The sequence below is a fragment of the Solidesulfovibrio carbinoliphilus subsp. oakridgensis genome (assembly GCF_000177215.2).
Taxonomy (GTDB): Bacteria; Desulfobacterota; Desulfovibrionia; order Desulfovibrionales; family Desulfovibrionaceae; genus Solidesulfovibrio; species Solidesulfovibrio carbinoliphilus.
The window spans coordinates 3,351,967-3,366,051 of the sequence record NZ_CM001368.1 but is presented as its reverse complement, the minus strand read 5'-3'; the positions used below and the strand labels follow the sequence as shown (position 1 = coordinate 3,366,051).

The window sequence follows — 14,085 nt, the reverse complement described above, 5'->3', positions numbered from 1 at the left end:
CATTCTGATATTTTGGTTCAGAAAATGCCGTTCCCTCTTGTTTTGGCAACAGAATGACCATGCTGTTAAATTATACCAGGCCAGAAATACCCAAGTGGACAGTCTGTTCAAATTTGTCGATGCGCTGCGCAGCATCGCAGCAATCGTCGAACTCTCCATGTTCATCTTCCTGTCCCATACACTGGAGGAGTCCCATGCTCCACAAGCAATCTCCACAAGGAACTGTTTCACCGTAACAATCATTTTCAAAATCGATGCTATTGATATCTTCGCATGGATACACATTGCAGCCGGGGCAATGCGGGTATCTTTTTCGCATGACATCAGAATGAAATGATTTATATTTTGAGCTGTTCCATATCCAAGACAACGAATCCTTGGATAAGTCTCCGAATACTTTATGGGCGACTTGCTTCTCTCGCCCATAAAAATAGCAGTTGAAGCTTCGCCAGAGAAAATGGCACGGAGAAACCTTGCCATCCCACGCAATAAACGCACCTCCTTGTTTGACTCCCAAACAGGCGCGCCCGCTGACTGGCCTGACCGCCGGCAGAACAAGCTGGAGGCCAACAGCAGAAGCAACGGCCTCTGCCTTACGGAATACTGTCTCGACAGGACCAACATCATCGCCACCGATCAGATTTGCAACATGCAAAGGGATATCGTTTTCAAGCGCCTGGGACACCATCTGCCGGACAAAGCTCACCAACCTCAGGTCTTGCGGCGTCTTGTGATACTTCCAGAGAACGTTGAAGTATCGAGCAACATCTATTCCCTCTTGCCGTGCTTTGTCAGACCAAGCCTTGTAAAAATATTTCGCCGAACTTGTATTGATGCCAAAGACCGTCTGATTCGCTACGGTAGCACTAAAAGGCAAAATATGGGATACGACCAGCCTGCTTACGCCACGCTTAGCAAGCCATGCAATGATCGCAGGAAGCTCAGCGATGTTATCGCGCATGACAACAAACTCCGCGCCGACCTCCAACGTGTTCCCCGGGTGTTCTTTTTTCGCTTGAGCCAAAGCAGCCAACGCACGTTCGACATGCCCCAGGCTGCCTCCATTCCGGACGGCCTTGAAAAGCTCCGGAGAAGTCGAGTCCACGGAAAGAAAGATTCTGTCCAGCCCGGCCGCAAGGAGCGAGGAACAACGAGCCGTATTGAGCAGGTGCCCGTTGGTTTGAAAACCTACCCAGCTTTGGGCAGGCATCAAGCGTTTGCCCGTTCGAATGAATTCTTCGAGCAGCGGATGCAGTAGCGGTTCACCTATGCCATTGAGAACCAGGGCTTGAAGATACTTACATTCTGGCGCTAACGCATTGAACGTTTCTGGAAGCATGTCGCCGTCCATTGACTTGGCAGCTCCAGATTGCTTCACGCACATGGCGCAACGAAGATTGCATCTGGACGTCACCTCGACAAAGAGTCGCGACGGATGGTCTCGCTGCGCGAGATCATTGGATGTGCTGTCAATACTTGTCATTATGCGCCTCGCTGAAAAGCACTTTCATGAAGTACAACGGCCGAATTCTCTCAAGCCCAAAAGCCGCTTAAAACAGAGTCGTAGCGTCTCCAGCCGAAAGGAGCATGCGTTTCCTGTTACCGCGAAGGCGGACAGGCGACATGACAGACGCCGGTCGGCGTTTCCACCGCATACGGAAAGTACTTGCGCCGGAAAAACAGAGCGACATTCACAAGCGCGATCAGTACCGGGACCTCCACAAGGGGGCCTATCACGGCGGCAAAGGCCTCACCGGAATCGATGCCGAAAACCGCAATGGCCACGGCAATGGCCAGCTCAAAATTGTTGGATGCGGCGGTAAAACTGAGCGTCGTCGACTGTTCATACGTCGCTCCGGCCTTGGCCGAGAGATAAAACGAGGCCAGAAACATGAGCAAAAAATAGATGCCAAGGGGTATGGCGATGCGCACAACGTCAAGCGGCAACTGCACGATGTATTCACCCTTGAGCGAGAACATCACCAGGATGGTAAAAAGCAGAAAAACGAGGGTCAGCGGGCTGATTTTCGGAACGAAGACGGTTTCATACCAGTGTTCGCCCTTCATTTTGAGTCCGACAAACCGCGTGATCAGGCCGGCAAGAAACGGTATGCCAAGATAGATAAAAACACTTTCGGCGATCTGTCCCATGGAGATGTTGACCACAACGCCTTCAAGGCCAAACACTCGGGGCAGCACTGTGATAAAGAAATAGGCGTAGACCGAAAAGAAAAGGACCTGAAAAATGGAGTTGAAAGCCACCAGCCCGGCGCAGTATTCCCGGTCGCCCTGGGCCAGATCGTTCCAGACGATGACCATGGCGATGCAGCGGGCCAGCCCGATGAGAACCAAGCCGACCATGTATTCGTGATGCCCCGAGAGAAAGGCAATAGCCAGAAAGAACATCAGCACCGGACCGATGATCCAGTTCTGTACCAGAGAAAGAGCAAGCACTTTTCCGTTGCGAAACACCTGCCCCAGCTGCTCGTACTTCACCTTTGCCAGCGGCGGGTACATCATCAAAATGAGTCCCAGGGCTATGGGGATGTTGGTTGTCCCTACCTGGAAGGTATTGATGATGTCTTTCGTTCCAGGATACAAATACCCCACCCCCACGCCAACGAACATGGCCGCGAAAATCCACACGGTCAGGAAGCGATCAAGAAAGGACAGCTTTTTTACAACGCTCTCGCTCATGACGATCCTCCTGGGAGACGGCTATCCGCAGTGGGTACCCGTTTTAGTCTTCAGGTATTTACGGAGCCTTGCCTCATCTGCGATGGCGATTTCGTGGCTGCCAAGATTTTCGTGCAATGCTTCCATCACCCGGATGAGGATGGGATGTCGGGGGATGGAGAGTTTGTAATACATCCATTTGCCGACGCGCCTCCCACAAACCCATCGTTCTTTTTTCAAGTAGCTCAAATGCCTTGACACTTTTGGTTGTGGCAGTTCAAGCGACGCCGTCAAATCGCACACGCACAATTCCCCGTTCCGGAGCAGATTGAGCAAGCGCAGCCGGGTCGGGTCAGCCAACGCCTTCAATCCTTCAGCAAGCTCGTTCATGACTCCTCAAGTATTCGTTTAGGCGAATTTGTCAATATGTTTTGGCAAGCCAAGCAAGGTCAACCTCGACAGTCCTTTGGGACTGCAACGGGCCGAGATCCCCAGACGACTGCGGCACGGGGTCACGGTTGAGACCGCCCCGGAAGGCCGGCCCGTAAACGCGGAGCGGCCTTTGCAAGGGTTGAGGCAAGGGTGAGGCAACGGAAAAAAGCCCGCAGGGTGCTGCGGCAGCACGTCCACGGGCTCCAGGAAAGGCGGGAAAAAGAAAGGGTCCTTCCGACTTTTCCGTGGGTAGGTGACCGGATATGGTCCGCCCCGGGAGGGTGACCATGAAGGACACGGACCTGTATTCTCGGATTCTGGGGCTGAGTGACCCGTGGTTTGTTGCCGACGTCGAGTTGGACACGGCGGGAGGCCGGGTGGACGTCCATGTTGATCATGTTGCCGGTGTCCGCTGGCGCTGTCCGACCTGTGGTCGCGAACTGGCTTGTCGGGATCATGCCGAGCCTCGGGTATGGCGTCACCTCGACACCTGCCAGTTCAAGACCTTCCTTCATGCCCGGATTCCGCGCGTCGAGTGCCCCGAGCACGGCGTGCTTCAGGTGAGAGTGCCTTGGGCCGAGGCTAAAGGGCGTTTTACCTTGCTCATGGAGCGCTTGATCATCGATGTGTTGCGCGAGTGCGCCACCGTGTCCGGCACCTGCCGGCTCATGCGGATCAGCTGGGATGAGGCCTGGAACGTCATGGATCGAGCCGTCCGGCGAGGGCAAACCAGGAAGAAGACCACCCCCGCACGCTATCTTGGTATCGATGAGAAGGCCTTCCGCAAAGGTCACGACTACATGACCGTGGTCTGCGACCTGCTTGGCGGAACAGTGGAGTTTGTGGCCCAGGATCGCAAGACCGAGAGCCTCGAGGACTATTACCGGCAGTTCACGGCGCAGCAACTCGAGCGCATCCGGGCCGTGGCCATGGACATGTGGGAACCGTACTTCAAGGCCACGATCAAGCACGTGCCCGATGCGGCGCACAAGATCGTCCATGACCGCTTTCACATCATGCAGCACGTGGGCCAGGCCGTGGACAAGGTCCGCCGGCAGGAACATCGCGAACTGCTCCGCCAGGAAGACGAACGCCTCAAGGGCACCAAGTACATCTGGCTTTACCGGGAAGAGAATCTGCCGGACAAGCACCGACCGACCTTGGAAGCCCTGAAGGCCACGAACCTGAAGGTGGCCAAGGCCTGGGCGATGAAAGAAAGCCTGGCCGGATTGTGGAACTACCTCAGCGTCGGCTGGGCAAAGCGGTTCATGAAACGCTGGCTGACCTGGGTGAGGAAGTCAGACTTGCCCCCGATGCGCAAGGTCGGGGAGATGCTCTCTCGGCATCTGGACAACATCCTGACCTTTTGCCGGCATCGGATCACCAACGGCGCGGCCGAGGGACTCAACAGCAAGATCATGGCCATCAAGCGCAGGGCGTGCGGGTACCGCAATCGGGAGCACTTCAAGACCGCTATCTACTTCTTCTGCGGCGGCCTGGACCTCTATCCTAGACAGGCCTGAACCCGGGTACCCACGGAAAATCCGGAAGGACCGAAAAAGAGAAAGGCGCCAAGACCCCACTCTCGCGGGACCTTGACGCCTTGCAATTCTTTGGCGTCCCCAAGGGGATTTGAACCCCTGTTACCGGCGTGAAAGTGGCAGAGCAGACTCAAACACTTTACCAAACACCCCAATATACTTTGATTTTTTCCATTCACCACGGTCAAGAAAGGTGCTGTGTTCATGGCGTGGTGTGGACCTCGTGTGGACTTCGCACGGGGGAACACTGAGCACGTATCCCTCCCCAAATAGTTCTGTAATCTCGACGAAGCAAAACCATCTGGTTTGGATTAAGCGATGAAGCTGAACCGAATGCGCAGCATCCTGCGCAAATGGTTTCACTTGGTTTTAGGAGCCTACCCAATTCCAGTGTGATCACTTCCCTCATCTTCCCCGCAAGGGAACGCTTTCTTATTGCAATGTACAGCAAGCTAACCAGATTTGCTATTAAGATGATTTAATGTCTTTCAGGACTCTATCACATGCGCTAAGGTAATCACGTTTGATTTCCGGCGTGACAGTATCTGGACCTTCATGAACAAGTTTATTTCTAACGGATGCTATAAAACGTATGGAATTAACAGATCCATCTGAAATCTTATCTTCAACACTTGATGCTTTTTCATGAAGGCCTCGCCCAGTGCCACCTTTGTTTTCAAGGATACTTTCAATTGTTGAAGAAGCTCTAATGAGGTTGTCAAGAGACGTGTCTTTAGAATTTATTGCACTCCTGGACTCAATTTTCTTCTTGGGATGACTATGCTTATTGCGATGATTCAGATATGCATTTTTTAAATTTTTAGATCGTCTGTCGTCGGCTGCCCTAGAAGTAGTTGAATCGTACCCGCCCTTTGTCATGACAGTTGCAACAATTGAAACGCAGGCAGTCCCAGCTGCTACTACCCATTGTTTCAACTGCCTTTTCTTTTTTTGCGTATCGTCCAAACCAATCTCAAAATCTACAACTTCTTCAGATACAAAATCAACAACAGTGTCTTTGGCTGACTTTGCTGCGTTCTTTATCTTTGTTATATTGTCTCGGAAGTTCATCGCATATCCTTTTGCTAAGGGCACTGAACAATTCCAGGCGTTGGGCGTACTTTAGCACAGCAGACGCTAATTTACTGAAGAGATTTATAGTCAATTGCTTGGTCCGTAAACATTTCCAAGAGTCTATATTGACGGAGTAAGAGTGGACGAGCCGACTTAAACACTTTTTCAAACACCTTCTCTCCGGAGGGTATGATTTTATTAGGCATCTAATTTACCCATCTACCTTCGGTTTATGGATTTCACTTGCCGAGCGACATCGCGTCGGGGATGCCCCGTTCATAATCTCAATAAAGATTTCGTTTCGTTTTTTTGCCATAGACAACAAGGCTTTCACGTCTAGCACCGTCAAAAGCAACTTTCGTGGGCCATAATAGCGTGAATATGCAAACCCATTTTCTGTGTAAACCTTGTCGAATCCATTGTCCGAAAGATGTTCTTCGATTTGTCTGTCAAAATCAATTACCAAAAAACCCCAAGTTATGTTGATTGATTCTATATTTTTTCTTAGGGCTGATGCGTATGTTTCAATCTGAGTAATTCCCTTCGTCTTGTCAAAAAAGCTAACGCCAATTTTTTTAAGCTCAAAAAGGACCACGTCAGAAACAAAATTGGCATCCTCCCTTGGCATAACCATGAAAATGTCTGGCTTTTTATCTCCGAAAGTGTCCTTGACTACTTCCTGATCAAGAGCGCCGAGTATTGATGTTATCATTTTGTCGCTAGCGATGTAGTCGTACCCCATAAACTGGTGGCCAAAAATCCACATGTTGTTTTGTTCGGATTGAACGACATTCTCCCCCCTGAAATAGTCATCGTTCTTTTTTATAAGAATATTGTGAATAACGCTTTCGTTGCACAGGTTGTTGTCGACAAAGTGAAGTAAAAACTTGAGAATCGTGTCAGAGTACCAGACAAATTCAACTAAATTTTCTTTATTAATTTCGTTCGTATCTTCAATGTGACCAATAAACTCCTCAATAAGTGAAGAGTCTATGTTCTGCTCAAGCAGCCTTTTGTGGTATTTTTTTTCAAGGTATTCTTGTCTCGAAATATTGTACTCCTTGGCTTTTTTTCTAGAATTTATGGCTTTGGTTACAATGTCTATGTCATCAACTAGGCCGACGCACCCTTCCGTAGAAAGATATCTCTTTAGATAGGGATATTTCTTTTCTAGTTCAGACAAAATGTCTTCGTTCTTTTTATTTATTTCAGGGCAAACGGCTTTAATAATATCCGAGATTTGTCCTTGAAGGGATTGAGTGATTATATCGGCGGTAACAATATTGTCTCTTGGTATTTCATAGCTTGTCCTAAAATCATTGACGTACTTGTCTAGATACGGGCTGAACACTAAAAAAACAGCACCAATTTCATCGTCTAGATGAACTTTTATTCCAGTCTCTTTTACCGTGCGACGCTCTGTACAAAAATATGATTTTGTTGGCACATTTTTTTGAAAAAATATTTTATTAAAAATTCTTCGTCAGCCCTGATGAGCATCTTTTCTTTTGTAATTTCCTCTCGTGATATTTTGAATTTTGACTCTTCAAATTCCGGTATGTCTCTGTTGCAAATTGTTTCTTTGTCAAAGTCTTTAGATACAATGTCTATGGCGAATGAATTATTCATTGAAAACTCAATGAGAAGTTTCTCTAGAAGATAAGCTTTAACATCTTGGGACGATCTCGCTGCTTGCTTTGTCGTGTCAAATTTTTTCTTTATACCAGACAGGATTAGTTTTGTCCCCGTAGATTTTCGCATGCTTTTTGATATTCGAAAATATGATGCTTCAAATTTTTCATCAAAAATAAAGCCAACATCCGTAAATTCATCGTCGCCCTTGTAAGTGCTCTCGTATTTTACGATTGAAAACACCTTGAGATAGGCAAATCTACCTACGCCTCGACCTCCAATTTTCAACTTGTAGTCGGACATGAATTCATTGAATGAACCCTGGTTCTCGATGTGAAACCCAGCTCCATTGTCTGACACTTCAATAGAACGAATATATTTCTTGGAGTCTGTCCCATCTTGGTAGCCAATGGCGATTGAAATGTTTGTTGCGCCAGCATGAAGGGAATTGGCAACAGCTTCAACTACTGTGTCAAGCACGTTGACCCCATGAAGTCTGTGAACATAGTTTTTTATATTAACATACATTGTTGAGCCTTTTATTTAGTCATGTATGATATGCTGATTTTTTTGTCAGCGGTTCACTATGCAAAATAGTGCATGCCTTGGTTACGATTTAAACTTGCATGTTACAACATTGGACCTCTGATCATTACTTATACCGCACGTAAAGGTTTTTCTGAAACCCCACAAAAACATCTCGTATCCCAGCCACACTCCCCAGCTCCGCCACTGCATCACTCATCGAATGGTATTTCAATTCAATAAACCCAGGCAACTTTTCCCGGTCCAGCTCACTAACCCCTAGGGCCACGTAATGGTCAAGGACAAAAGCCAGGAATTGCTGTTCCTTGGATGAATACTTCGAGAAGATGTGATCTTTTCTGTTCTCGACACGGTCAGCACGACTTATGGGAGCAAGGGTGAAAGCGATGTAGGCGAGAACGTCGAACAGGTCGCTGTCCTCGGCATCAATCATCTTACTGACCTCTGCGAGCTGTTCACCCCCGAAGCCTTTCTCCTCAAGACCTTGAAGTAGGCGCTTCCGGGTGTCTGGTTTGCTCCAGATGGCTCGCAACTCGTCCTCGTCCTTGAAGAGTTCGGGCAGTTGCCCGTACAGGCTTTCAATGAACTGGGCTGCCGAGAGGGGCTTCCCATCAGGACTCCAGAAGGTGGTGGCGGTCATGTGCTGGATCATCCGCTCTTTGCCATCCGCCAGCTTGATCTTCGTCTTCACCCTTTTGCCGCATATGCACGGAATCCGACCGCACTCAGGACAGGGTTCAGGCTCTCGGACACACTCGCATGGGAGCTTGCCGCATACTGGGCATTCCTTGGGTGGCTTGACCGGCGGACGAGGTTCAGGCTCGATGGGGTCGCCGTCCCACTCAGGGTCATCGAAACGCTCATAGGCCTTCACGAAGTCGTAAATGGTGAAGTAGTCCTTGCCCTCGAAGAGGCGGGTGCCGCGACCAACGATCTGCTTGAACTCAATAATGGAATTGATCGGACGCATCAGGACGATATTCCTGACATTTCGAGCATCAACCCCGGTGGATAGTTTCTGGGAAGTAGTCAGAATGGTGGGGATGGTCTTGTCGTTGTCCTGAAAGACCCGCAGCCAGCGTTCCCCTTCACTCCCGTCGTTGGCGGTCACGCGGATACAATAATCAGGATCGCTGTTCTGCTTGGTCTGGTTGATGCAATCCCTGACCGCCAGGGCATGATCCTGGGTCGCACAAAAAACCAAGGTCTTCTGGGTCTGGTCGATCATGTCCATGAAAAGTTTGACCCGGTAGCGCTCGCGCTCGGCGATCTCGATGACCCGATTGAAATCACTCTCGGTGTAGCGCCTGCCTTCCTCGATGTCCCCTTCAATGACATTATCGTCAGCGGTGTATACGTACTCATCCAGGGTGGTGGCGATTTGCCTGACCTTAAACGGAGTCAGGTAGCCATCGTTGATCCCCTCTTTGAGTGAGTACACGTACACGGGGTCGCCGAAGTAGGCATAGGTATCAACGTTCCCTTTACGCTTGGGAGTCGCCGTCAGGCCGAGCTGCACCGCTGGCGAAAAATAGGTCAATATCTCGCGCCAGTTACTTTCGTCATTGGCTCCACCCCGATGACACTCGTCGATGACAATAAAATCGAAGAAATCGGGAGGATAATCCCCAAAGTTCGGGGCTGGATTGCCTGCCGCGTCCCGACCCGCCATGAAGGTCTGGAAGATCGTGAAGAAGATGCTGCCATTCTTGGGAACCATCCCTTTCTTGCGAATCGCGTCAGGGGAGATGCGGACCAAGGCGTCTTCGGGAAATGCCGAGAAAGCATTGTATGCTTGGCTGGCGAGGATGTTTCGATCCGCCAGGAACAGGATTCGAGGTCTGCGGCTGGGTTCTCCCCCGCCTTTCCAGTCCTTGAGGTTCCAGCGACTTTGGAAGAGCTTCCAGGCGAGTTGGAAGGCGATGAAGGTTTTGCCTGTTCCGGTGGCGAGGGTAAGGAGGATGCGATCCCTACCTGCCGCTATGGCTTCCAGGGCTTGGTTGATGGCATTGTGCTGGTAGTATCTTGCTTCCCAGCTTCCGCCTTTATCCTCGAAGGGAATGGCTGCGAACCGATCCCGCCACGTATTCTTTTGGGCAAAGGTAGATTGCCAGAGCTGGTCCGGGGTAGGGTAAGAGCTGACATAGCCTTCGGCCCCGGTGTGCATGTCTATCTGGTAAATGCCCTTCCCGTTGGTGGAGTAGGCGAACCGGGCTTGCAGCATGGTCGCATAGCGTTTTGCCTGCCCCACCCCTTCCGTGTCTTTCAGTCCCACCCGCTTGGCTTCGATAACGGCGAGCTTCTGCCCATGGAACACCAGCACGTAATCGGCAATGTCTTGCTTGCTGCGCTTGCCACCACCGATGAGCCGACCGTTGGTGATCTTTTCCCGCCTGATCCGGCTTCCTTCGACAATACCCCATCCCGCAACCGCAAGGACTGGATCAATCAGCTCCGCACGGGTTTCCGCTTCGTTCAGGTCATGGGATATGGTGGAGGACATCAGTGCTCCAAGGCGTCCGGGTTGAAGTCCATGGGGAGTTCGCCAGAGAAGGCTTTTTGGAGGAGGGATTGTTTGAGTCTGGTAAGGGCTTTAACTTTTGAGACACACTTTTTCACAAGCAACCGTGAGGTTTCATTTAGATTTCTAAGGTTGTCTACTATGGCTTGTTGTACTGGCAAAGCAGGCATGGCAAGAGGAAGATTCTGCACTGTCGACTTCTTTACTTTTTTCATCGTTGGGTTAGCCCCAGTAGCGCCATCTTTTATTATGTTGCGAAGCTTGCTCGATCTTAATTGAAAATAGACAAATTCAGTCAATGCGATATGTTTATCTACCTTCATTTTCATTATCAAATCAGGATAAATCGTGTTGGCGCTGACTCCATCGCAGACTGCAACGTGTCCAACAAGCTCAGGTGTATTGCTCCTTGTCATAAGGAGGTCGCCGTTTTCTACCCAATAATGTGCCTTAGGGTTTACCTGGGCAGAAGTATACTTTAACGCTTCTTTTTTAAATTGAAATCCTGTCACCGAAGACAGAGTAAGGACTGGAGTCCCACGATCTGAATGATGGCTGGCAGGTGGGGACCAACCATTTCGCGGCTGAAATGAGAGTATATCCTCTAGATTTTTCTCCTCCCACCCATCGCCTTTCTCCGCAAAGACTCTATCCAAATAGCTCTCGAACAACTCCCTGGCATTCGCAATATTCTTCTCGGTGTTGGCAATGGCGGTGTCGATGCACTCAAAGGCATCGTCTAGGATAGAGACGATGCGTTTTTGCTCTTCAATCGATGGGATCGCAATAGGGAAAAACGGAAATTCTTTTATTGAAATCCTGTCCACCGTAGCGCCGCGAATTGTCTTTGAATCAAGAAAGTTTCTATAAGATGGAGAGATATACTGATAAAGAAAGAATTTTGGAATAACTTCATTAGTCTTGAATCGTACAAGCCCCATTCTGCGCCCCAGGCAGCAATCAATATTGTCAGGGATAATTGCGGCTTGACCAAGCCTTGTTTCGTAAGAAAAAACGACATCACCTGCCTGAGGTCTTACGCGGCGTGTCCAGGTTTTGAAATCATTTTCCGTGACATGACGAGTCTCACGAAGATTAATCATCCCATCGTTTAGCGCTCCAATTCCAAGGAAAATAGGTCCTGTATCTACAGTTTTTGGAGTAGCATGAGGGCCATCAAAAATATCGGCCACTTCCCCAATACCTTTGGTGTTCCAACATTGATCAACAGGATCGTTTTGACATTTTTCAACACTTGCACATGATCCTTGTCCACGATCTTCATTGGTACATTCAGAGTGACCGAGGATTCCCCGCTGGTAGAAGACAACACCAACACGAGCAATGTGGTCGCGAAATTTGGCGTGAGTAATATCCCTAAATACCGTCATATCAATCGTATAGGGCAGATCAAGCGCATCAAGCTCGTCAAGAATCTGATTCACCTCCCTCTGGGAGATGTCCTCTCCAAACAAGCTCAGGTCGATATCCGAACCGGGCTTATAGTTACCTTTTGCCCGCGAACCATACAGCACTGCCTGCTTTACAACAGGATGCTTTTCAAAGACGGAATTTATCTGCTGAATCGTTTGCTCAGTGAGCCCGTAGCGCATTATTCACTCTCGGATTGTTCGTAGAACGCATTGAATTTTTTGGCCATCTTCAGAAAAGCAGGGTGGTGCTCGTCAAGGATTCTCTCGACGATCTCCTGGGCTCTTTCCAGATCGTAGGTGTGGGACGAGAGGTTCCTGTCCTTGATCATCGTCATCCACGTCTCGCCGTCTTCAAGCAGACCATTCTTAAACGCCTCGCGGACAGCGCCCCTTGAACCGATGATATCGCTGACCCCTTGATATTCGAGGTAGTCCTTCAAGACATTCCAGGCCAGTTCATGAGTAAATTCGAAGGACTGGATCACTCCCTGCGCTTCCAACGTGGAAAGCTCCCGCTCCTCGGCCAGCTTGACAGCGTTGGTCAGTGTCTGGAGCGCCTTCAGGAAGTTGTTGAAGCGCTGTTTCCACCGAATGTCATCCGACATGGCTCAGCCTCCTTGCGTCGCTCCGAGAAGCGTACGAATGGAACCCAACAATTCGGCGCTCTCCGCATCCAGCGCGGCAATCTCGTCCAGAATTTCTACGGGATCGCGCAGGGGAGCTTCCTCGGGAGCATTGGGGTTCTTCACCGAGAGGTCAAACGTCGCCCTGTCAATGTCCTTCACGTCCATGATCCAGGACTTCTCGGAATCCGCAAAGGTCGCTTGCAAGCTCACGAACTCTGCCAAGTCGTCGTCATTGAGGGCAGTGGTCTTGCCCATCTTTCTGCCGGGATCGAGCGTGTAATACCAGACCTTCCGCGTCGACGCTCCCTTCTGAAAGAAGAGCACTACCGTCTTCACTCCCGCCCCGAGGAACGTGCCGCCGGGACAGTCCAGGATGGTGAACAGGTTGCAGCTTTGGAGCAATTCCTGACGTAAGGCTCGAGAAGCATTGTCCGAATTGGACAGAAAGGTGTTCTTGATGACCACCGCCGCTCTGCCGCCCGCCTTCAGGTACTTGATAAAATGCTGGAGAAAGAGAAAGGCGGTCTCACCGGTCTTTATCGGGAAGTTCTGCTGAATCTCCCCACGCTCCTTGCCACCAAAGGGCGGATTGGCCAGGATGATGTCGTAGCGGTCCTTCTCCTGCACATCGGCGAGATTTTCCGCCAGGGTGTTCGTGTGGATGATGTTGGGGGCTTCGATCCCGTGCAGGATCATATTCATGATGGCGATGACGTAAGCGAGGCTCTTCTTTTCCTTCCCGAAGAAGGTGGAAGTCTGGAGCGCACGAAGCTGATCCACCGTTAAAGTCGATCCATTCCCGTTCTCACTCTCTTTCCCGTCCGGCCCATAGCGCAAGTAGTCAAACGCTTCGCACAAAAATCCCGCCGACCCACATGCTCCGTCGTAAATGGTCTCACCGATCTTGGGCTTGATGACCCTGACCATGGCCCGGATAAGAGGACGGGGCGTATAGTACTCGCCGCCGTTTCTCCCGGCGTTCCCCATGTTCTTGATCTTGGCTTCGTACAGGTGGGAAAGCTCGTGCTTCTCCTTCTGGGAGCGAAAGTGAAGCTGATCCACCAGTTCCAAGGCATCCCGCAAGGAGTAGCCACTCTGGAACTTGCTTTTTATCTCACCGAAAATCTCGCCGATCTTGTATTCGATGGTGTCCGGCGAGGAGGCCCGCTGCTTGAATCCCCTGAGGTAGGGGAACAACACGTCATTGACATAGGCAATGAGGTCGTCGCCAGTCAGGGCGTTATCGTGGTCGAAGCTGCCATCCTGCTTCTTGGGGGCGGCCCACTTGGACCAGCGATGCGCCTCGTCGATGATGTAGGAGTAGTCTTTACCAAGAAGCTCTGCTTCCATGGCACGTTCAGCTTCCAGGTCATCAAGATATCTCAGGAAGAGCATCCACGAGGACTGCTCGGTATAATCCAGCTCCGACGAGCACCCGGCTTCTTTCCAGAGCACGTCGTCGATGTTTTTAAACGTCTGCTCGAACATGTCGTCCTTGGCTGGGTAAGCGCCGTCTTGTCGGCGTTGCTCCCCAAGCTGTCTTGGAAGGTTCACAATCCCGACTTTTTATGTCGCGATCTATATGACTTACTACCGTTTCTAAG

At 50.2% G+C, this 14,085-nt stretch carries 11 protein-coding genes; 1 reads left to right on the top strand and 10 read right to left on the bottom strand.

Features of this window, described 5'->3' with window-relative positions; translation table 11 throughout:
- Positions 1-70 precede the first annotated feature (70 nt).
- From DFW101_RS19210 to DFW101_RS19205, 3 genes are all read right to left on the bottom strand, one after another.
- The gene (locus DFW101_RS19210) at positions 71-1,483 is read right to left on the bottom strand and encodes a radical SAM/SPASM family putative metalloenzyme maturase (RefSeq protein WP_009182312.1); all 1,413 of its coding nucleotides are present in this window, start codon (positions 1,481-1,483) and stop codon (positions 71-73) included.
- Between the two features lie 116 nt (positions 1,484-1,599).
- Positions 1,600-2,697, bottom strand: a complete 1,098-nt coding sequence (arsB, locus tag DFW101_RS14670; protein ID WP_009182311.1) for an ACR3 family arsenite efflux transporter — start codon at positions 2,695-2,697, stop codon at positions 1,600-1,602.
- Positions 2,698-2,718: 21 nt separating this feature from the next.
- Positions 2,719-3,066 carry an ArsR/SmtB family transcription factor gene (locus tag DFW101_RS19205; RefSeq protein WP_009182310.1) on the bottom strand — a complete coding sequence of 116 codons (348 nt, stop codon included), beginning with the start codon at positions 3,064-3,066 and terminating at the stop codon, positions 2,719-2,721.
- Positions 3,067-3,395: 329 nt separating this feature from the next.
- On the opposite strand from DFW101_RS19205, the gene DFW101_RS14665 reads away from it, so the two are divergent.
- Positions 3,396-4,631: an ISL3 family transposase gene (locus DFW101_RS14665; protein WP_009179504.1), complete on the top strand. Its 1,236-nt coding sequence runs from the start codon at positions 3,396-3,398 to the stop codon at positions 4,629-4,631.
- 486 nt (positions 4,632-5,117) lie between these two features.
- Here the strand turns inward: DFW101_RS14665 and DFW101_RS19595 are convergent, their stop codons facing one another.
- From DFW101_RS19595 to DFW101_RS14645, 7 genes are all read right to left on the bottom strand, one after another.
- Positions 5,118-5,720, bottom strand: coding sequence for a hypothetical protein (locus tag DFW101_RS19595; RefSeq protein WP_009182309.1), 603 nt, complete (start codon positions 5,718-5,720; stop codon positions 5,118-5,120).
- Between the two features lie 214 nt (positions 5,721-5,934).
- The gene (locus tag DFW101_RS14660) at positions 5,935-7,170 is read right to left on the bottom strand and encodes a hypothetical protein (protein WP_157137660.1); all 1,236 of its coding nucleotides are present in this window, start codon (positions 7,168-7,170) and stop codon (positions 5,935-5,937) included.
- Complete coding sequence (locus DFW101_RS19200; protein ID WP_157137659.1) at positions 7,128-7,835, bottom strand: ATP-binding protein; 708 nt, start codon at positions 7,833-7,835, stop codon at positions 7,128-7,130. The genes DFW101_RS14660 and DFW101_RS19200 overlap by 43 nt, the downstream gene beginning before the upstream one ends.
- A gap of 172 nt (positions 7,836-8,007) precedes the next feature.
- On the bottom strand, positions 8,008-10,404 hold the full coding sequence (hsdR, locus tag DFW101_RS14655; protein WP_009182308.1) for an EcoAI/FtnUII family type I restriction enzme subunit R: 2,397 nt from the start codon (positions 10,402-10,404) through the stop codon (positions 8,008-8,010).
- Positions 10,404-12,035, bottom strand: coding sequence for a restriction endonuclease subunit S (locus DFW101_RS19195; protein WP_009182307.1), 1,632 nt, complete (start codon positions 12,033-12,035; stop codon positions 10,404-10,406). The genes hsdR and DFW101_RS19195 overlap by 1 nt, the downstream gene beginning before the upstream one ends.
- Positions 12,035-12,460 (bottom strand): nucleotidyltransferase substrate binding protein, encoded by a 426-nt coding sequence (locus DFW101_RS14650; protein ID WP_009182306.1) that lies wholly within the window; start codon positions 12,458-12,460, stop codon positions 12,035-12,037. The genes DFW101_RS19195 and DFW101_RS14650 overlap by 1 nt, the downstream gene beginning before the upstream one ends.
- A 3-nt stretch (positions 12,461-12,463) precedes the next feature.
- On the bottom strand, positions 12,464-13,969 hold the full coding sequence (locus DFW101_RS14645; protein WP_009182305.1) for a class I SAM-dependent DNA methyltransferase: 1,506 nt from the start codon (positions 13,967-13,969) through the stop codon (positions 12,464-12,466).
- Between the last annotated feature and the right edge of the window lie 116 nt (positions 13,970-14,085).